The sequence below is a fragment of the Micromonospora sp. NPDC047187 genome, from assembly GCF_040643355.1.
GTDB lineage: Bacteria > Actinomycetota > Actinomycetes > Mycobacteriales > Micromonosporaceae > Micromonospora > Micromonospora salmantinae.
The window spans coordinates 26,453-43,880 of record NZ_JBEYUF010000003.1 but is presented as its reverse complement, the minus strand read 5'-3'; the positions used below and the strand labels follow the sequence as shown (position 1 = coordinate 43,880).

The following is a 17,428-nucleotide window of genomic DNA, read 5'->3' as shown; positions in this document are numbered from 1 at the left end:
CGTGTTCAGGAGACGTAGGGTCGAGCCGCCCGGCCGTCGCGCAGTGCCAGCCCCCACCAGCGCAGCTGGTCGAGCAGGACGCCGACGTCGCGTTGCAGCTCGTCGGTGCACTGGGCGGTCGGCTCGCCGGCGAGCAGGTCGATCCCGACGACGTCGCGCACCGTCGTCGCGTGCAGTGCGGTGAAGACGGTACGTAGCTGGTCGACCGCGTGCAGGCCGGTGGACCGGCAGCCGTACGACACGAAGCCGACCGCTTTGGCCTGCCACTCGTCGTACGCGTAGTCGATGGCTTGTTTCAAGGGTGCCGGGAAGCTGTGGTTGTACTCGGGGGTGACCACGACGAACGCGTCCGCGCGGCCCACCTCGCGGACGAACGCCCGGATGGACGCGGTCGGCTCGGCGGGGTAGCTGGCCGGGAAGTCGTACTCGGTCAGGTCAACGACAGTCACCGCCAGGTCGTCGTGCCGCGCGGCGTGCTCGACGAACCAGTGCGCCAGCCGGTCGCCGACCCGTCCCTCCCGGGTGCTGCCGACGATCACGGCGATCCGCAACGGTGCCATGGCCCACCCCCCTTCCACGATGAAGGCGCGAGGTGACGACACGCGCCCGCTAGATCCGATCTAGCGGGCGCGGTTCGGGGCGAAATGTCGGTGGGATCGGCTTGACTGGGGGTCGACGAACGGGGGCGCGATGGCACAGGTACGCATCGAGCCGTGGCACGAGGACGACCTCGACCTGCTGCGGCAGCTCAACTCACCGGACACCCGCAAGCACACCGGCGGCCCGGAGACCGACGAGCAGGTGCTCGCCCGGCACGACCGGTACGTGCACTTCTCCGGCACCGAGCAGGGCTGCATGTTCACGATGGTGCTGCCGGACGGGGTGCGGGCGGGCAGCGTCGGCTACTGGGCCCGCGAGTGGCGTGACCAGCCGGTTTACGAGCTGGGCTGGGCGGTGCTGCCCGCGTACCGGGGGCAGGGGCTGGCGACCGCGGCGGTGCGCGCGGTGGTGGACGTGGCCCGCGCCCGACGGGACCGGCACTACGCCCACGCCTACCCCTCGGTCGACAATCCCGCCTCGAACGCGGTGTGCCGCAAGGCAGGCTTCACGCTGCTCGGCGAGACCGGTTTCGAATACCCGCCGGGGCAGATGATGCGCGCCAACGACTGGCAGCTCGACCTGACCGCCCCACCGACAGTGAGCTGAGGTCGGCGGGGCGGCCGGCGACAGGTCACCAGGTGGTGTCGAGGCGGTGCCGTTGCTCGGCGGTCAGCTCCAGGTCGACCGCTGCCAGGCTCTCCTCCAGTTGCGCCACCGACGAGGCGCCCACCAGCGGGATGGACGGCAGCTCACCGCCCAGCAACCAGGCGAGCACCACCTGGTTGACAGTCGCGCCGCTCTGCCCGGCCACCTCCCGCAGCGCGGCCAGTCGCCGTGGCGCGCTCGGCAGGTCGTACGCCGAGCTGAGCGGCTTGTTCGCCCGGGTGAACGCCCCCTTGAGCAGCGGCGAGTACGCGACCAGGGTCAGCTCGGGCTCGGCACGCAGGTAGCTGAGCAGGTCACCGCTGACGCCGCCCGGCTCGCCGTCCGGGTCCAGTTCGCTGGTCAGGTCGGTGCGGTTCGGCAGGTAACTGCGGTGGTACTGGAGCACCTCGTACCCCGGCAGGCCGGCGGCGGCGGCCAACGCGCGGGCCCGCTCCACCCGCCAGGCCCGGTGGTTGCTGGCGCCCAGCAGACCCACGGTGCCCTCGGCGACCAGCTCGGCGAAGCCCTCCACGGTCTCCTGGAGCGGCACGGTCCGGTCCTCGATGTGGGCGTAGAGCAGGTCCAGCCGCTCCACCCCGAGCCGTTCCCGGCTGCGCTCCGCGGACTCGCGGATCACCTTGGCGGAGAGGCCCTCGGCGTTGTCCAGGTAGCTGGTCCCCGGGGCCAGCGGTCGGGCGCCCAGTTTGGTGGCGATGACGATCTCGGCGCCGACGCCCCGGCTGCGCCGCCACCGGCCGAGCAGCTCCTCGCTCTGCCCGCCCTGGCCACCGTCCACCCAGAACGCGTAGTTGTCCGACGTGTCGATGAACGTGCCGCCGGCCTCGACGTACCGGTCGAGGATCGCGTACGAGGTGGCCTCGTCGGTGGCGCTGCCGAAGAGCATCGCGCCGAGGCTGAGCACGCTGACGTCGCGCCGGGTCGCCGGGTCGGTGCCGATCGTGCGGTACCGCATGGGGATCTCCTCTCGTGCGCCCTACCGGTGGGCGCACAGGTCACCCTGCCGGCTGGAGCGCACTCCAGGTCAAGCGCTCAGGTCACCAGGGCAGCACGCCGTACCCACCGCCGGCGTCCATCTGGAAGCCCCAGAGCAGCCCGCTCGGCCCGTCGGCCGGCAGGGTCGCCAGGTGCACGCTCACCTCGGCGCCCTGCTCGGCCGTGCGGAAGCCGCTGTTGGCGTTCAGGTCGGTGGCGCAGTAGCCCGGGTTCGCGGCGTTCACAGTGATCGGGGTGTCCCGCAGCTCCTTGGCGTACATCGCGGTGAGCATGTTCAGCGCCGCCTTCGACGACGGGTAGGGCACGGAGGTCAGCTCGAACAGCGCGCCGTTCGGGTCGGTCATCACCGCGATCGAGCCGACCTCGCTCGACACGTTGACGATTCGGGCGGCCGGTGCCCGGCGTAGCAGCGGCAGCAGCGCGTTGGTCACCGCCACCACGCCGAAGACGTTCGTCTCGTACAGCCGGCGCAGCGTCCCCACTGTCGTGTCGCTGGGCAGCCCCCGCGCGCCGTCGGCGAGGATGATGCCGGCGTTGTTGACCAGCACGTCCAGCCGGCCGTACTCCGCCTCCACCCGCTTCGCGGCGGCCGTCACCGACTCGGCATCGGTGACATCGAGCGGCAGGAACACCGCGTCCGCGCCGCCGTCGCGCAGCTCCCGTTCGGCTGCCCGGCCCCGCTCGGCGTCCCGGGCGCCCACCAGCACTGTCATCCCGAGGGCGCCGAGCTGCCGGGCGGTGGCGAAGCCGATTCCCTTGTTGGCCCCGGTGATCAGGGCGATCATGTTCGTCATGCCGTCGAGCCTCGCCGGGCTGGCCGCGCCCGGGGAGAGACGGGCCGAGGCTGGGACCGGCGGTACCACCCTCGCCGGCCCGGCCCGGGGCATGCTGGGGGCATGACGAGCAGCGGCCTGCGGCGTGACGAACTGGCGGCGTTCCTGCGTACCCGCCGCGCCCGGCTGCGCCCCGCCGAGGTCGGGCTCCCCGAGGGTGGACGCCGACGCACCCCCGGGCTGCGCCGGCAGGAGGTCGCCCAGCTCGCCGGCATGTCGATCGACTACTACATCCGGCTGGAGCAGGGCCGCGGACCGCACCCGTCGCGGCAGGTGCTCGCGTCGATGGCCCGGGCGCTGCTGTTGAGTCGGGACGAGCGCGAGTATCTGTTCCGGATCGCCGGGGAGAATCCGCTGCCGGCCGGCGGGCCGAGCCGAGAGGTGACCCCCGGGCTGCGGCACCTGATCGACGCGATGACCGAGACTCCGGCGTACCTCGTCGACGCCGCGTACCAGGTGCTGGCCTGGAACCGGCTGGCCACGTACTTCATGGGCGACCTCTCGGCCGTGCCGGACGCGGACCGCAACATGATCCGCTGGACCTTCCGGCATCCGGCGACCGACAGCCACTGGACCGACGCCGAGACCATCTGCTTCGTCCGTAGCACGGTGGCGGACCTGCGGGCCGCCTACGGCCGTTACCCGGCCGACCCGGCCATCCGCGAGCTGGTCACCGAGCTGCTCGGTACCTCGCCCCGGTTCGCGCGGCTCTGGGCGGAGCATGATGTCGAGGAGCGCCGCCCCATCGTCAAGCGGGTGCCGCATCCCGAGCTGGGGTCGTTGGAGTTCGAGTGCCGGGTGCTGTACGTTCCGGAGACCGACCAGCGAATGATCGTCTACGTCCCCGAGCCCGGCTCGCCCACTCAGGCGGTGTTCCGCCGGCTCGCCGAGCGCGTCGCGCCCTGACCTGGCCGGCAGCCGACCAGCCCGTCCCCGTCGTCGGACCGCCGGTAGAACACGCTGTGCCGCTCCCTGGTGCGCACCACCAGACCGGAGCGCAGCAGCACCCCCAGGTGGTAGGAGATGGTGGCCGGGGCCAGCCGGTGCCGCTCGCTGAGCTGCCCGGTGGACCGGGGCACGTCCAGGTCCGCCAGGATCGCCGCCCGGCTCGCACCGACCAGGTCACCGAGCCGATCCGCCCTGCGCTGGACTGTCGGCCCGGCACCGACCGGGTAGACCAGCACGGCGTTGCCCTCGTCGCACAGCTGGGTGGAGAGCTGGGGCCAGGCCAGCGCCGACGGCGCGAGCACCAGCTCCGCGCCGGTCAGCGCCGTGGTGATCCGGTACGAGCTGTCGATGGTCAGCGACCTGCCGGTCCAGCCGACCTTCGGGTGCAGGCCGTTCAGCATGCTGCCCACTCCGGCGGTGGCCATCGCGGTGGCTCGCACGGCCAGCTCGGCCTCCAGCGTGGCCCGCACCGCCGGCCACTGCTCGGCGAGCGAGGTCTGCCAGAAGTGCCGCAGCCCATCGGTGACCCGCCGGGCGAGGGTGCCGTCCTCGACCGCCGCGCGGACCCGCGCCGGGATCCCGCCCGCCGGAAACCGCTCGTTCACCTGCGCCGCCACCTCGTCGGCGGGCGTTGCGGCCGTGGCCGCCAACTGCTGCTCGAAGGCCGCGTCGAGCGGACCCAGCGGCGGCTTCGGCGTGAGCAGGTCCGGCGTGTAGCCGAGCCGGCCGGGCGGCGTCACCAGCTCCGCGACCAGAGCCACGTCGGGGTGCCGCAGCGCGGCGCGGGCGGCCGGACCGGGATCGCCGTGCACCGGATGCCCGAACCGCGAGAGCGCGGCCCGCAGCCAGGACGTCACCTCCCAGGCCGGCGAGATCGCCAACCGGAGCCGGGCGAGGCTCGAACCGTCCAGGTGCGCGACCATCACAACGCGGATCGTACAAGCGGTGGCATCGATGTGCTGTCGGCATTCGAGCTGGTTCGAATCACTGGCCGACCGCGGGGCGGGCCGGTTTGCTGCGACGGCACAACCACTCGTCCGAAGGAGAACCCGATGCGTCCATCCGCCTCCGCCCGTCCCGCCGGCCGGCTCGGCCGCACGATCGCCCTGCTCGGGCTCACCGCCGGCCTGCTCGCCGCCGCTCCGGCAGCGGTGTCGGCCGCCACCCCCGGTCCGGGCGACACCACAACCGGGGACGCGGCGGCCCGCGGCTGCGAGCGCGCCTTCGACCGCGCCGTCCGGGCGTACGTGGAGACCACCGCCCGGCGCGACCTGGACGGCTTCGCCGCGCTGCTGCACCCCGAGGTCACCTCCGTCTTCGCCTCCGACGGGGAGGTGCTCGACGGCAAACGGGCCACAGTGGACTGGCTGCGCGGGTTCTTCGCCGACGATTCCTGGACCCAGTCGTTCAGTGTGGCGAAGCAGACCGTGGTGGGCTGCCGGACCGGGTTCGTGTTGTTCGACTCCGTCTACGCGGTGCCGGCCACCGGCACCAGGGTGCCGCTGCTGATCGGGGTCAGCTATACCTACCAGCACGGCCGGTGGCTGGTGCTGCAGAACCAGGACTCCGTGGGCCGGATCTGACCAGGGGGTCGCCAGCCGGAGGGAGGGCGGGCGTCACCGCGGTGGCGCCCGCCCCTCGGCGGCTCAGGTCAGCTGGGCAGGTAGGCGAAGGTGTCCGGGTTCGGGCCCTGCCGGCCGGCCTCGCCCTTGTCCAGCATGGTTATCCGCTCCATCGCCGCGTCGTCCAACTCGAAGTCGAAGATCCGGCTGTTCTCCTCGATCCGCTTCGGGGTGGTCGACTTCGGGAAGATGATGTCGCCGCGCTGCACGTGCCAGCGGAGCACCACCTGCGCCGGGGTCCGGTCGAGCTGCTCGGCGATGTCGACGACCGTCGGGTCGTCGAGAACCTTGCCCTGCGCGATCGGCGACCACGCCTCGGTGAGGATGTTGTGCTCACGGCCGTAGGCGCGGACCTCGTCGTTTGTGAAGTACGGGTGCGCCTCGATCTGGTTGACCGTCGGCACGACGCTCGCCTCGGCGGCCAGCCGCTGCAGGTGCGACACCTGGAAGTTGGACACGCCGATCGAGCGGGCCCGGCCGTCGCGCTGGAACTCCTCCAGCACCTTCCAGGTCGAGACGTAGTCGCCGTCGTACAGGGTCGGCAGCGGCCAGTGGATCAGGAACAGGTCGATGTAGTCCATCTTCAGCGCCGCGAGCGTCGAGTCGAACGCCCTGCGGGCGTCGTCGGGGCGGTGGAAGCCGTTGTTCAGCTTGCTGGTCACGTAGACCGAGCCCCGGTCGAGGCCGGACACGCGTACCGCCTCGCCGACCTCGGCCTCGTTGCCGTACATCTCAGCGGTGTCGATGTGCCGGTAGCCCACCTCGAACGCAGTGGTCACCGCCGCGGCGGTGTCCTTCGGCTCGATCTGGAACACCCCGAAGCCGAGCTGCGGAATGGTGGTGCCGTCGTTCAGGCTGATGTCGGGAATCGTGATTGCCACTGCGGCTCCTTCGCGTCTTCGTTTCCTGTCATCCATACCCGGGTGGGTGGACGATCCACCGCCCAATCGGGGTGACGGAGGCAACGGCCGGTCGGTTCACCCGGTCGTGTCGAACAGCACCGGCCACGGCCGTGCCGCCGGCCCCGACGTCGCGGCCGGCGCGGGCGCTGTGGGCTCGGCGTCGGCCAGCACCTCCGCGGCGAGTTGGCCGAACATCGCCGCCGCCGGGTGCGCCGACCGGTCCGGCCAGGCCGCCGAGGTGCGCTTGGCCAGCGGCGCGTCGCTGATCGGCCGCCAGGCCATCCGGGGTTCCCGGCGGGCCACCGCCGCCGGTTCCACGGCCACCCCGCCGCCGGCCAACACCAGCCCGCAAAGGAACTCCGGGTTGCGGGCCGGACGCACCCGGGCCGGGCGCCACCCGTGCTGCCGGCACACCGCCAGCAGGTGGTCGTGCCAGCCGGGGGCGGTGGCGCGGGGAGCGGCCACCAGATCGAGACCGGCCAGCGACGCGAGCGTCACCTCACGGCCGCGGGCCAGCGGGGAGGTCCGCGGCAGCAGCACCCCCAGGGGTACGTCGACCGGGGCGCCGAAGCGCAGCCCGTCCGCCGCCACCGGGTGATGTACGAGCCCCACGTCCAGGGTCCGCTCGGTGAGCATCCGCACCTGCTCGGCAGTGGTCAGCTCGTGCAGCTCCACGTCCAGGCCGGGCGCCCGGGTGGCGAGCCCGTCCAGCAGCGAACGCAGCGTCACGGCGGGCGTCTCCGGTGGCACCCCGGCCCGGAGTACGCCCAGCTCACCGGCGCGGATCTGCCCCATCAGGCTGCGGAGTCGACCCTCGCCGGCGAGCAGCTCCTCCGCCTCGCCGAGCAGCAGCTCACCGGCGGTGGTGAGGCGTACCTGGCGGCGGGACCTGTCGAACAGCTCGACAGTCAGTTCCCGTTCCAGTCGCTGGATCGACTGGCTCAGCGGCGGCTGGGCCATCCCGAGCAGCTCCGCGGCCCGCCCGAAGTGCAGTTCGCGTGCTACCACCACGAAGTGCCGCAGGTGCCGGAGCAGATCCACGGCCGGACCCTACGCCAGCGCGACCACTGCGGCGCTGGATACCGTGCTGGCGTGGACGTGGAGGAACGGATCGAGGCCATCTTCGCCGCCGTCGGGGTGACAGCCAGCCTGCACGTCGTGGACCTGGACGCCGTCGACCTGAGCGCCGTCGAGGGCGGCGGACCGGTCGACGGCGCTCGTGAGGTCGGGGTGCGGGCCGACGAGCAGGTGGTGATCGCCTCGATCTTCAAGATCCTGCTGGTGTTGGAGTTCGCCCGGCAGGTGGAGGCCGGTCAGGTGGACCCGACCGAGCGGGTGGTGGTCACCGCCGCCGACCGGCTCGGTGGGTGGGGTCTGGCCGGCTGCGACGACGACGCCGAGGTGTCGCTGCGCGACCTCGCGTACTTCGCCATGTCGGTCACCGACAACACGGCAGCCGACCTGCTGCTGCGCCGGGTCGGCCCGGACCTGTTGCCGATGCTCGCCGTCGAGCTGGGGCTGACCCGTACCCGCGTCCTCGGCGGCCCTCGGGAGCTGGTCGAGATGATGCTCGCCGACGTGGGCGCCCGGACCGAGGCGGAGTTCGCCCGGATCTTCCCCACGCTGCCGGCGGAGCGGGTCCGGGCGATGCGGGTCTTCGACCCCGCGCACACCACGTCCAGCACCGCCCGGGAGATCACCCGGCTGCTCACGTTGATCTGGCGGGACGAGGCCGGGCCGGCGGCGGCCTGCGCGATGGTCCGCACCTGGATGGCCCGGCAGATCTTCTGGACCCGGCTGGCCGCCGGCTTTCCGCCCGGCGTCCGGGTCTCCGGAAAGACCGGCACCCTGCCCGGGTTCCACCTGGAGGCCGGGGTCGCCGAATACCCCGACGGGGGCCGGTACGCGATCGCCGTCTTCGCCCGCGCGGAACGGTTGACCCCGCGCCGCATCGACGTGGACCTGGCGATGGGGGAGGCCGCCCGGACGGCCGTCGAGGCGCTGCGCGGCGACTGATTTCGCGACCCTCCGGGTGCCGCCACACCCCCGCTGAGCAGCACCGATATCCGCCGGCGTATCGAAGCCGACGGCGCTTGATCTTGGACCGTGGCCGGGTGCCGCTGGTTGGCTCGTGGTCGACACATCACCCGACCACGGGGAGTAATCCGCATGCCCAGTCTCGACCGCCGACGCTTCCTGCGCGACGCCGCCGCCACCACCGCCCTGGTCTCCGCCGGTGGCCTCGCCGCCAGCGTCGCCACCCCGGCCCAGGCCGCACCCTCGACCGCCGCTCCCACGCCGACCGCTCGCCGCAAGGGCGCGGTCAGCTTCCGCTGGTGGGGTACGGCCGGCTGGCGCGTCGACATCGGCGACCGCACCCTTCTCGTCGACCCGTTCCTCAGCCGGATCGACACCGGGCTGTTCACCGGGGCCTTCAAGACCGACACCGCGTTGACGGTGCGCACCGACGTGATCGACCCGCGCGTCGACCGGGCCACGACGGTGCTGGTCACGCACACCCACTGGGACCACTTCATGGACGTGCCGTACATCGCCAAGCGCACCGGCGCACGGGTGTTCGGCACGCTTACCGCGTACCACCTGGGGTTGGCCTACGGGTTGCCGTCGACGCAGCTCAGCGCCGTCAAGGGTGGGGAGGTGCTGGACTTCGGGGACCACAGCGTCGAGGTGGTCGGCTCGCTGCACAGCCGCAACCCGTCGTACTCGGTGGCCTTTCCCGGGGTGCGGGTGAGCCCGCCGCCGCAGCCGGCCACCATCGCCGACCTGCCGGAGGGCGACACGCTGGGCTACCTGCTGCGGGTCGACGGCGGACCGTCGGTCTACTTCACCGGGGCCAGCGACGTGGCCGAGCGGAACCTCACCGGCCTCGCACCCGACGTGGCGATGGTGGCCATGCAGAACGCCACCACCACGGGCGACTACCTGCCCCGGCTGCTGGCCGGCCTCGACTACCCGAAGGTCGTGGTGCCGGTGCACTACGACAACTTCGAGACGGCGTTGCAGAACCCGCCGCCGGTCGCCCCGACCGACCGAACCCGCCTGAACGAGATGATCGCGGCGGTGCGCCGGATCTCGCCGCGCAGCCGCGTGCTGGTGCCCGAGTACGAGACCGCGTACCACTTCTGAGCAGCGTCGGTGGGGGTCGCCGAGCCGCGGCCCCCACCCCGGTCAGGCGGTGGTCATCTCCGCCAGGGCCCGCACCGACTTCCAGTTGCGGGAGTACCTGGTCATGGCTGCTGCTCGGGTGCGGACCGACCGGCTCAGCGTAGGCCGCCCGGCCCCACCAGGCCCGTCTCGTACGCGACGATGACCAGTTGGGCCCGGTCGCGTACCGCCAGCTTGGTCAGCAGCCGCCCCACGTGCGTCTTGACTGTGGCCTGGCTGAGGTTCAGGTGCGCGGCCAACTCCGCGTTGGACAGGCCCCGGGCGATCAGCGCGAGCACCTCCCGCTCCCGATCGGTCACCCCGTCGAGCTGCCGGGGCAGCGGCCGGGTCGGCTCCGGCTGCCGGGCGAACTCGTCGATCAGCCGGCGGGTCACCGTCGGCGCGAGCAGCCCCTCCCCGGCGGCGACCACCCGGATCCCGGTCAGCAGGTCCGCCGGTGGGGTGTCCTTGAGCAGGAACCCGCTGGCCCCGGCGCGCAGCGCCCCGTAGACGTACTCGTCGAGGTCGAACGTGGTCAGGATGATGACCCGGGTGCCGGCCGTCGCCGGGTCGGCGCAGATCCGCCGGGTCGCCTCGATGCCGTCCATCTCCGGCATCCGGACGTCCATCAGCACCACGTCCGGCCGGTGCTGCTCGGTCAACGCGACAGCCTCCACGCCGGTGCCCGCCTCACCGACAGTGGTGCAGTCCGGGCTGAGATCGACCAGCAGCCGGAAACTGCCGCGCAGCAACGCCTGGTCGTCGGCGATCAGCACGCGGATCACGCGGCCACCCGGTAGGGGAGGCTGGCCGTCACCACGAAGCCACCGTCGGAGCGGGGGCCGGCGCGGAACTCCCCGCCGTGCAACGCCACCCGTTCCCGCATGCCGATCAACCCGTGCCCCTCCCCGCCGAGCAGGACCGGCCGCTGGCCGTCGTCGGTCACCTCCACCCGCACCTCGTCGGGCAGGACGGTCACCGTGGCCCGGCAGGCGGCCGGCGCCGCGTGCTTCACCACGTTCGTCACCGCCTCCTGCACGATCCGGTACACGGCGAGGCCCACCGACTCCGGCACCGCGCCGGCCGGCTCGTCCCGCCGCACGTCGAGCCGCACGTCGACGCCGCCGATCGCCGCCTGACGGGCCAGCAGGGGCAACTCGTCCAGCCCTGGCGTCGGCGCGTACGGGCTGTCCTCGCGCAGCACGCCGAGCACCCGACGTACGTCGGTCAGCGCGGTGCGGCCGGTCTCCTCGATGACCCGGAGCGCGGCGCCCGCCTCGCGGGGGTCGGCCTCGGCGACGTGATTGGCGACGGCCGCCTTCACCACGATGAGACTGAGCGTGTGCGCGACCACGTCGTGCAGCTCGCGCGCCACCCGCAACCGCTCCTCGGTGGCGGCCTGACGGACCAGCTGATCACTCTGCCGGGCGGCGAGGGCGCGTCGCTCCCGGATCAGCCAACCGATCACCCAGGCCGGCGCGACCATGACGGTGGCGTAGGCGACCGCACCGGTCCGTGACCAGAGGTCGCCCGCGGTCAGCACCAGGCCGACACTCACCAGCGCCAGACAACCGGCGGCGCAGAGCATCGAGCGGCGGGTGGGCGTCGCCACGGCCACCGTGTAGAAGGACAGGCCGATGGCGAACGCCGGCGCGGCGGCCGCGAAGTTGGGTATCACCCCGGTGATCAGGGCGACGGTGGCGATCGAGCTGATCACGACGGCCACCGCCATCGGCCACCGTCGCCGGACGGCCAACGGCAGCCCGAGGGCCATCCCGACCAGCACCGACACCCACAGCGGTTCGCGTACGCCGCCGTGCAGCGGCGACTCCAGCGCCGCGTACGGGCAGAGCAGCCCACCGACGGCCACCGCCAGCAGGGCGTCCACGGTGTACAGGTCCACCGGCCGCATCCGTCGGGTCAGCAGGAGAGCGGTCACCCGTCGAACGGTAACGGCCGGCCGGGTCGGCCGCGTCCGCCTGCGGGTGGTCATCCCGCAGGACGACGTGCCGGCGTGTGCGGGCCGTCGACTCCACCCGGGGGAGGGGCGGAAAGTGCCAGCCCAGGCACGACGCGCCGCACCCCCGGCATTCGGCACCGTAACGGTCATGACCACAGACACGGTGACCCTGACGGGGCTGCGCGCGGTGTACGGCACCGGAACCCGGCGGGTGACGGCGCTCGACGGCGTGACCACCGCCTTCGCGAGCGGCACGTTCACGGCGGTGATGGGCCCCTCCGGCTCGGGGAAGTCCACCCTGCTGCACTGCGCGGCGGGGCTGGACCGCCCGACCGAGGGGACCGTCACGATCGACGGCACCAGCCTCAACGACCTCGGTGAGGACGAGCTGACCCGGCTGCGGCGGGACCGGATCGGCTTCGTCTTCCAGGCGTTCAACCTCGTGTCCACGCTGACCGCCGCCCAGAACGTCGAGTTGCCGTCGCGCCTGGCCCGCCGCCGCCCGCCGGCCGTGGACGTCGCCGCAGCCCTCGACGCCGTCGGCCTCGCCGACCGGGCCGGGCACCGGCCGAGTGAGCTGTCCGGCGGGGAGCAGCAGCGCGTCGCCGTGGCCCGAGCGTTGATCACCCGTCCGGCGGTGGTCTTCGCCGACGAGCCGACCGGGGCGTTGGACAGCGCCTCCTCCCGGCAGGTGCTCCGGCTGCTGCGGGCGCTCGTCGACGACCACGGGCAGACCGTCGTGATGGTGACCCACGATCCCGCCGCCGCCGCGTACGCCGATCGGGTCCTCCTGCTGGCCGACGGCCGCGTCGTCGACGAGCTGACCGGCCCGATCACCGCCGCCGCCGTCGCCGCCCGGATCGCCGAGCGGGAGACCGTCGCGGAGTCGTCGTGCTGAGCGTCCGGCGATCGGCCAGCGCGTTCGTGGCAGTCGCCATCGGGGTCACACTGGTCGCGGCGGCCACCCTGCTGCTCGCTTCCGGCCGCCCGCAGGTGCCGGACCGGCTGGCGCGGGCGGCGGTCGTGGTGCAGAGCCCCGAGGCGGGTGCGTCCGCTGACGAGTTCGTGCCGACCCGCCCCTGGTCCGCCACCACGGCGGCGGAGTTGGTCGGCGGGCTGGCCGGTCTGCCGGACGTGGTGGCGGCGGTGCCGGACCGCACCTTCTACGCGCAGCCGCTCGTCGACGGCCGGCCCTCGGTCGCCGACACCCGGCGGGAGGACGCCTACCAGGGGCACGGCTGGTCCAGCGCCCAGTTGGGTGGGCTGCGCCTCACGGCCGGCGAGCCACCCCGCCGGCCCGGCGAGGTGGTCGTCGACAGCACGCTCGGACTGCGCGCCGGCGCACCGGTCACCCTGCTGACCGCTGTGGGCCCGGAGTCGTACACAGTCACCGGTCTGGTCGACGGACCCGGCGTCCACGTCGCGGACGAGGTCGCCGCCGCGCTCGCGCCCGGTGTGCGGGCCATCGGGCTGGTGCTCGCGCCGGACGCCGATCCCGAGCGGGTCGCCACGGCGGCTCGCGGAGTCGTCGGCGGCGACGGACGGGTGCTCACCGGCGCCGCCCGTGGTGCGTTGGAGCCGCGCGGCGACGCCCGTACCCGGTGGATCGGCATGCAGGTGCTCACCGCCACGGCGGCCCTCGCCGGCTTCGTCACGGTGTTCGTGGTCGCCTCCACCTTCGCGTTCACCATCGCGCAGCGTCGCCGTGAGCTGGGCCTGCTGCGCGCCGTCGGCGCCACCGGGCGCCAGGTCCGCCGCATGGTCTACGCCGAGGCGCTCGCCGTCGGCGTCTCGGCAGGGCTCGTCGGCCTGCTGGTGGGCGCGGCGCTCGCCCCGTTGCTGGGTCGGCTGCTGGTCGACGTCGGCTACGAACCGTCGACCTTCCGGGTCCGCTACGAACTCTGGCCGGTCGCGGTCTCGCTCGCCGCCGGGCCGGTGATCGCGTTGCTGGCCGTCTGGTCGGCGTCCCGCCGAGCGGCGCGGGTCCGCCCGTTGGAGGCGCTACGCGAGGCCGCTGTGGAACAGCGACCGATCGGTCGGCTGCGCGGCGCCACCGGAGTGCTGCTCCTCGCGACCGGGGCCGCTCTCAGTCTGGGCACGGCGACCGCCGACGAGGCGCGGGTGGGGGCGCAGTACGCGCTCTACGCGGTGATGGCGCTGGTTGCCGGCACCACAGTGCTCGCCCCGGTGGTGGTCGGGCCGCTGGTGTGGCTTTTGCGTTCTCCGGTGCGTCGGCCCGGTGGCGCGATCGGGATGCTGGTCCGGGGCGGGGCGTTGACAGCGACCCGGCGGACCGCCGCCATCGCCGCGCCGGTGCTGCTCACTGTCGCGTTCGCGGTACTGGTGTCCGGGATGGTGCGCACCAGCACCGCCGCGTACGCGGCGGGTCGGGCGGACAACGTGAACGCAGGCTGGATCGTCGTGCCGGACCGCGCACCCGGCCTGTCCGACCGGGCCGTCGCCGCCACCGGTGGCACCGCGCTCCTGCCGACCACCGTCTACCGCACCGACCCCGGAACGTCGCCGCAGGACCGGCCGATGACCGCGCTCGGCGTGGACCCGGAGGGCTTCGCCGCCGCGAACCGGGTGCTCACCGTCGTCACCGGTTCGCTGAACGACCTGAGGGGTGACGACACGGTGGTGGTCGGCGTCTCGGCGAACCGGCTGCCGTCCGAGCCGTACCCGGTGGTGTTCGCCGACGGGACGACGGTGGCGTTGCGCGTCGTCGCCGTGGTCGACGACACCTCGATCCCCGGCGATCTGCTCGTGCCCCGGGCCGTGGTGCGGGCGCACGACCCCTCGGCGTTGACGTCCACCGTGTACGTCCGGGACCGCGTCGATCCACCGGTCGGCGCGCGGATCCTCGACGTCCCGGGCTGGGCGGCCGAGGCGGACGCCGCCGAGGACCGGCTCGTCTGGCTCTTCACAGTGCTGCTGATCGGGGTGTCCGCCGGCTACGGGGCCATCGCGGTGGCCAACACGCTGCTGCTGGCCGCCGCCGGCCGCGCCGCGGACCTGCGGCTGATCCGGATGGCCGGGGCGACCCGACGGCAGGTCATCTGGCTGGTCACGGCGGAGTCCGCACTGGTGGTCCTGATCGGTGCGCTGCTGGGTGGGGCTGTCGCGTTCGGCGGTCTGCTCAGCATCAGCGCCGGCCTCGCCGAGCAGGTCGGTGCACCCGTCGACCTGGTGATGCCGTGGTCGGTGGTCGCCGGGGTGGTGGGCCTGTGCCTGCTGCTCGCGGTGCTGTCCAGTGTGTTGCCGACGTGGCGGCTGCTGCGCCACCGTCCCGCCCGGTCACCGGTCGGTGGATGACCGCGCCCCCGCACGGGCGGTTGGGCCGCTACCGTCCACGGATGCGATCCGCGCGCCCGGTCGGGCTGCTCCTCTCCGCCGCCGCCGTCGTGCTCTGGGCGTACGGCATGACCAGGTGGCAACCGCTAACCGAGCCGCTCGGCCCGTGGTCGGAGCACCTGCCGGGCAACAACGCCTACTGGGCGCGCGACCTGCGGTTCATGGCGATCATGGCGGTGCCGCTCGGGTTGGTGCTGGCCGGGCGGGGGCAGATGCGGTGGAGCGGCCCGGCGGTGGTGCTGGGCGGCTGCTGGGTCGCCGCCGACGTGGCGATCGACCGGGCCGACCCGATCGGCTCCGACGCGACGGTGCTGCTCGCCGTCGCCGGGTGCGCCGTGCTCGGTGTGGTCGCGGCGCTTCTGCTGTGGTGGGAGCGCCGCACCCCGCCAGCACGCGAGCCTGACACGTCGTCGGGGCGGGAGCGCGGCACGCCTCCGGCCACCGACCGGCGGGTGCTGACCGGGGCGGCCTGCGTGGCCGGGGTCCTGACACTGGTGGCGGCAGCTATGGAGTCACCGACCGACCGGGAGCCGGAGCTGAACCAGGGCGCCCTGGCCACGGCGGCGCTGCTGGTGGCACTGGCCGTCGGTGCCGCGCTGGCGGCGGCTCCGACGCGGACCCGGGTTCGCGTCGGGCTGGCGGCCGGCCTCACCGTGGTGGCTCTGCTCGGCGTCGGGCTGGTCCGTGACACAGCGCCCGGCACACGCCTCCTGCCGGAGGTCGCTCTCGGGGCGGTGCTGCTCACCGGGGTCACAGTGCTGGCCTGGGACTGGCCCGGTGGTCGGCCGATCTGGTCGCACCACGCCCTGGCCGCGCTCGTCGCGCTCGTGGGCCCGTTGGTGTTTCTGGTGGCCACGGCCATCCCCATGATGATCATGATGCCGATCGGCGCGACGTTCACCGCACTGGCCGGCAACAGCCCGATCCACGCCGCCGACTCCGACCTGCTGGTCTCCCTGGCCGGGCTGCTCTCCGGGCTGGGTATGGCTGTGCTGCTGGCTCGGCCGAGCGTCGAAGACCGTCGGCGGCTCCGCTAGCTCACTCGACGACCGGCAGCACTACCTCGTTTCGGCGCAGGAACCACGGCTTCCACGGCGGGTCGAAGCGCGCGTACCGGATGGCGCCGGTCGGTTGCAGCCCGGCCGCGGTCACCGACCGGCCGAGCATCGTGGCCCGCTGGCTGAACGCCTGCTCCGTCCACCGCCCGGAGAACCGCATCGCCGCCGCCAGCCGCGCCGGAACCGCGCGGATCCGCACCCGGGCGTCCACCGGCTCGGGCAGGGTGGCGGTGGTGAAGCTGGCCGGCATGACGAACTGGATCAGGTACGCGCCCGGCCACTCACCCTCGATCTGCACCACCGGCGCGGTCATGGCGATCTTCTCCGAGCCGCTGGCCGCCGCCATCGTCGGCGCGGCGGAGCCGATCGGGTGCCGGGCCCGATTGGCGCCACCGATGTACGCGGCCAGCGGCCGGAACGCCTCGATCGGCGCCCGGGTGAACGACGCCTGGATCTGCATCTCGGCCACCAGGTGGGCGGGGTATCGACGCAGCTCGAAGCCGGGGTGTCGGGACACCACCCGGTACGGCTGCTGTTCGGTCATGGCGCGGCTCCCAGGGTCTGCTGGGACAGACGCTACCGCCCGTCCGGCTCCCGCTCGGCCGAAGTGGGCCGCTCCGGCCCGGGGGCGAGGGCCCGGGTGGTCAACCGCCAGTACTGCCGCTTGCCCTCGTCGCGCAGCACCACCCCGATCTGGCCCAGCTCGCGGCGCAACTCTCGGGCGTCGTCGCGGCGGTCCCGCTCGACGGCCCGATCCCGGGCCCGCAGCAGCGCGTCCGCGCCGGCCGGCAACCCGGGCAGGTCCGGAACCCACAGCCGGTACGCCGACCGGTGCGGGTCGTCGTCCGCCCAGCCCCAGCCGTGCGCCCGGAACGCCGCGGCCAGTTGGGCGGCCGGCAGGTCCGTCGACTCCCGGACCAGTTCCGCGCCGTCGGCGTCCAGCAGCACCAGGTGCTTGTCGGCGAGGAAGACCACCCGGGTGTCGACCCGGGCGATGGTCCGGTTCTCATCGGAGCGGCGCAGCTGGACCTGCGCCCCGTCGACGGTGACGATCAACCGTTCGGCGGTGCCGATCCCGGCGATGACCAGACCGGCCAGGACGCCCACCCCGATGGTGGCGGCGGTGGCCTGCGGCTCCGGCAGCCGGTCCAACCATTCGATCAGGTCGCCGAACGGCACCCAGGGCAGCCGGGCGAGCCAGCCCGTCGCCGCCGCGAGGAGCCATCCGGCGCCCGCGCCGAGCAGCGGGAAGCCACCCCACATGACCGCCAGCTCCAGCGGGCCGCCGCTGACCACGGTGCGCGGACGGTAGCTGGCCATGTCCATG

18 protein-coding genes are annotated in these 17,428 nt (G+C 73.4%); 8 read left to right on the top strand and 10 right to left on the bottom strand.

The features are described from left to right. Nucleotides 1–5 precede the first annotated feature (5 nt). Nucleotides 6–560: an NAD(P)H-dependent oxidoreductase gene (locus ABZ794_RS07515; RefSeq protein ID WP_238691141.1), complete on the bottom strand. Its 555-nt coding sequence runs from the start codon at nt 558–560 to the stop codon at nt 6–8. Between the two features lie 130 nt (nt 561–690). Here ABZ794_RS07515 and ABZ794_RS07510 point away from each other — a divergent pair, with 130 nt between their 5' ends. After that, entirely contained in the window at nt 691–1,206 is a 516-nt protein-coding gene (locus ABZ794_RS07510) for a GNAT family N-acetyltransferase (protein WP_357514719.1), read from the top strand. Between the two features lie 25 nt (nt 1,207–1,231). Here the strand turns inward: ABZ794_RS07510 and ABZ794_RS07505 are convergent, their stop codons facing one another. Together ABZ794_RS07505 and ABZ794_RS07500 are read right to left on the bottom strand one after the other, a co-directional pair. After that, the gene (locus ABZ794_RS07505; RefSeq protein ID WP_357514717.1) at nt 1,232–2,218 is read right to left on the bottom strand and encodes an aldo/keto reductase; all 987 of its coding nucleotides are present in this window, start codon (nt 2,216–2,218) and stop codon (nt 1,232–1,234) included. Between the two features lie 82 nt (nt 2,219–2,300). Then, a complete protein-coding gene (locus ABZ794_RS07500; RefSeq protein WP_357514715.1) occupies nt 2,301–3,053 on the bottom strand; it encodes an SDR family oxidoreductase in 753 nt (250 codons plus the stop codon). A gap of 102 nt (nt 3,054–3,155) precedes the next feature. Here ABZ794_RS07500 and ABZ794_RS07495 point away from each other — a divergent pair, with 102 nt between their 5' ends. Further along, a complete protein-coding gene (locus tag ABZ794_RS07495) occupies nt 3,156–3,998 on the top strand; it encodes a helix-turn-helix transcriptional regulator (protein WP_357514713.1) in 843 nt (280 codons plus the stop codon). On the opposite strand, the gene ABZ794_RS07490 is transcribed toward ABZ794_RS07495, so the two are convergent. After that, nucleotides 3,956–4,963, bottom strand: a complete 1,008-nt coding sequence (locus ABZ794_RS07490) for a DUF5937 family protein (protein ID WP_357514952.1) — start codon at nt 4,961–4,963, stop codon at nt 3,956–3,958. The two genes, ABZ794_RS07495 and ABZ794_RS07490, sit on opposite strands and share 43 nt — an antisense overlap. A gap of 129 nt (nt 4,964–5,092) precedes the next feature. On the opposite strand from ABZ794_RS07490, the gene ABZ794_RS07485 reads away from it, so the two are divergent. Beyond that, nucleotides 5,093–5,623 (top strand): nuclear transport factor 2 family protein, encoded by a 531-nt coding sequence (locus ABZ794_RS07485; RefSeq protein WP_238691144.1) that lies wholly within the window; start codon nt 5,093–5,095, stop codon nt 5,621–5,623. Between the two features lie 68 nt (nt 5,624–5,691). Here ABZ794_RS07485 and ABZ794_RS07480 read toward each other — a convergent pair whose 3' ends face one another. Both ABZ794_RS07480 and ABZ794_RS07475 read right to left on the bottom strand, forming a co-directional pair. Then, nucleotides 5,692–6,543, bottom strand: a complete 852-nt coding sequence (locus ABZ794_RS07480; protein WP_357514710.1) for an aldo/keto reductase — start codon at nt 6,541–6,543, stop codon at nt 5,692–5,694. 96 nt (nt 6,544–6,639) lie between these two features. Continuing rightward, nucleotides 6,640–7,605, bottom strand: coding sequence for a LysR family transcriptional regulator (locus tag ABZ794_RS07475; protein ID WP_357514708.1), 966 nt, complete (start codon nt 7,603–7,605; stop codon nt 6,640–6,642). Nucleotides 7,606–7,656: 51 nt separating this feature from the next. On the opposite strand from ABZ794_RS07475, the gene ABZ794_RS07470 reads away from it, so the two are divergent. After that, nucleotides 7,657–8,580 (top strand): serine hydrolase, encoded by a 924-nt coding sequence (locus ABZ794_RS07470; RefSeq protein ID WP_357514706.1) that lies wholly within the window; start codon nt 7,657–7,659, stop codon nt 8,578–8,580. A gap of 153 nt (nt 8,581–8,733) precedes the next feature. Then, nucleotides 8,734–9,711: an MBL fold metallo-hydrolase gene (locus ABZ794_RS07465; RefSeq protein WP_357514704.1), complete on the top strand. Its 978-nt coding sequence runs from the start codon at nt 8,734–8,736 to the stop codon at nt 9,709–9,711. Between the two features lie 134 nt (nt 9,712–9,845). On the opposite strand, the gene ABZ794_RS07460 is transcribed toward ABZ794_RS07465, so the two are convergent. Next, nucleotides 9,846–10,514: a response regulator transcription factor gene (locus ABZ794_RS07460; protein ID WP_357514702.1), complete on the bottom strand. Its 669-nt coding sequence runs from the start codon at nt 10,512–10,514 to the stop codon at nt 9,846–9,848. After that, nucleotides 10,511–11,668 (bottom strand): sensor histidine kinase, encoded by a 1,158-nt coding sequence (locus ABZ794_RS07455; protein ID WP_357514700.1) that lies wholly within the window; start codon nt 11,666–11,668, stop codon nt 10,511–10,513. The genes ABZ794_RS07460 and ABZ794_RS07455 overlap by 4 nt, the downstream gene beginning before the upstream one ends. 169 nt (nt 11,669–11,837) lie before the next feature. Here ABZ794_RS07455 and ABZ794_RS07450 point away from each other — a divergent pair, with 169 nt between their 5' ends. The 3 genes from ABZ794_RS07450 to ABZ794_RS07440 are packed head-to-tail and all read left to right on the top strand — an operon-like array spanning nt 11,838 to nt 16,080. Then, on the top strand, nt 11,838–12,587 hold the full coding sequence (locus ABZ794_RS07450) for an ABC transporter ATP-binding protein (protein WP_357514698.1): 750 nt from the start codon (nt 11,838–11,840) through the stop codon (nt 12,585–12,587). Next, entirely contained in the window at nt 12,581–15,004 is a 2,424-nt protein-coding gene (locus ABZ794_RS07445) for an ABC transporter permease (protein WP_357514696.1), read from the top strand. Before ABZ794_RS07450 ends, ABZ794_RS07445 begins: the two co-directional genes overlap by 7 nt. Nucleotides 15,005–15,045: 41 nt before the next feature. Then, nucleotides 15,046–16,080 (top strand): hypothetical protein, encoded by a 1,035-nt coding sequence (locus ABZ794_RS07440; protein WP_357514694.1) that lies wholly within the window; start codon nt 15,046–15,048, stop codon nt 16,078–16,080. 1 nt (nt 16,081) lies between these two features. Here ABZ794_RS07440 and ABZ794_RS07435 read toward each other — a convergent pair whose 3' ends face one another. Beyond that, the gene (locus ABZ794_RS07435; RefSeq protein WP_357514692.1) at nt 16,082–16,645 is read right to left on the bottom strand and encodes a heme-binding protein; all 564 of its coding nucleotides are present in this window, start codon (nt 16,643–16,645) and stop codon (nt 16,082–16,084) included. Nucleotides 16,646–16,677: 32 nt separating this feature from the next. After that, on the bottom strand, nt 16,678–17,427 hold the full coding sequence (locus tag ABZ794_RS07430; protein ID WP_238691155.1) for a hypothetical protein: 750 nt from the start codon (nt 17,425–17,427) through the stop codon (nt 16,678–16,680). Between the last annotated feature and the right edge of the window lies 1 nt (nt 17,428).